This window comes from Mesorhizobium sp. M1E.F.Ca.ET.063.01.1.1 (genome assembly GCF_003998155.1).
Taxonomy (GTDB): domain Bacteria; phylum Pseudomonadota; class Alphaproteobacteria; order Rhizobiales; family Rhizobiaceae; genus Mesorhizobium.
This window is the reverse complement of the sequence record NZ_RZSC01001192.1, coordinates 1-1,170: the sequence shown is the minus strand read 5'-3', so window position 1 is coordinate 1,170 and position 1,170 is coordinate 1. Positions and strand designations below refer to the sequence as shown.

Here is a 1,170-nt window from a genome sequence, read left to right as displayed (position 1 = left end):
GCACTACCGAGGAGGTTACCTTGGGCGGCGGGGTAAAAGCCTGCGGGGGCACGTCGAAGGCGATTCTTGCCTCGGTGCGCCAGCCGGCAAGCACGCCGAGCCGGCCGTAGGCGTCGCTGCCCGGGCCGGCGGTGATGCGCTCGGCCACCTCGCGCTGGAACATCAGCGTCATCGATTGATAGAAGGGCGGCCACTCGGCCACCGTCAGCCAGCGGATCAGAAGCTCGGTGCCGATATTGTAGGGCAGGTTGGCGGCGATCTTCACCGGGCCGCCATCCGCCGTGCGGGCGAGCGCGGCGAAATCCGTCTTCAGCGCATCGCCGGGAATGACCTCGAGCCGGCCGGGATAATGGCTGGAGACCTCCGCCAGCGCCTCCAGGCAGCGCTCGTCGCGTTCGATGGCGATCACGCGCCGTGCGCCGTTGAAGAGCAGCGCCCTGGTCAGCCCGCCGGGGCCGGGGCCGACCTCGATCACCGTCGCCTCGCCGAGCTCGCCGGCCGCGCGCGCGATCTTGCTCGTCAGATTGAGGTCGAGCAGGAAGTTCTGGCCGAGCGCCTTCTTCGCCTGCAAGCCGTGGCGCTCGATCACTTCGCGCAGCGGCGGCAATCCGTCGATGGTCGTGCGCCCCCCGTTCAATCGAGCCTCATGCGGCCGCGGCCTGGCGGCCGCTGTCGGCGAGCCGGCGCGCTAGCCTCAGCGCCGCGATCAGGCTGTCGGCACGCGCAATGCCCTTGCCGGCGATGTCGAAGGCCGTGCCATGGTCGGGCGAGGTGCGGATGAAGGGCAGGCCGAGCGTCACGTTGACGGCCTCGTCGAAAGCCAGCGTCTTGGCCGGGATCAGCGCCTGGTCGTGATACATGCAGAGCGCGGCGTCATAGCCCGCGCGTGCCCGCGGATGGAACATGGTGTCGGCCGCCAGCGGTCCGACTGCGTCGATGCCTTCGCTTTTGAGCGCCTCGACGGCCGGAAGGACGATGGACAGATCCTCCGAGCCTATAGTGCCGCCCTCGCCGGCATGCGGATTGAGCCCGGCAATGGCGAGCCGCGGCCGCGCGATGCCGAAGCGGCTTTTGAGATCGGCGGCGGTGATGCGCCCGGTGGCCACGATCAGCACCGTCGTCAGGACCTTCGGCACCTCGGCGAGCGGGATGTGGATGGTGACCGGAACG

Annotated in this window: 2 protein-coding genes; both read right to left on the bottom strand. The window is 69.5% G+C overall.

Annotation, left to right across the window (positions count from 1 at the left end; genetic code table 11):
• The coding region (gene rsmA, locus EOA29_RS37165) for a 16S rRNA (adenine(1518)-N(6)/adenine(1519)-N(6))-dimethyltransferase RsmA (protein WP_127222441.1) at window positions 1–637 on the bottom strand (637 nt) is incomplete at its 3' end.
• A gap of 7 nt (window positions 638–644) precedes the next feature.
• Window positions 645–1,170, bottom strand: a 526-nt coding sequence (locus EOA29_RS37160) for a 4-hydroxythreonine-4-phosphate dehydrogenase PdxA (RefSeq protein WP_189479131.1), incomplete at its 5' end; no start/stop codon positions are given.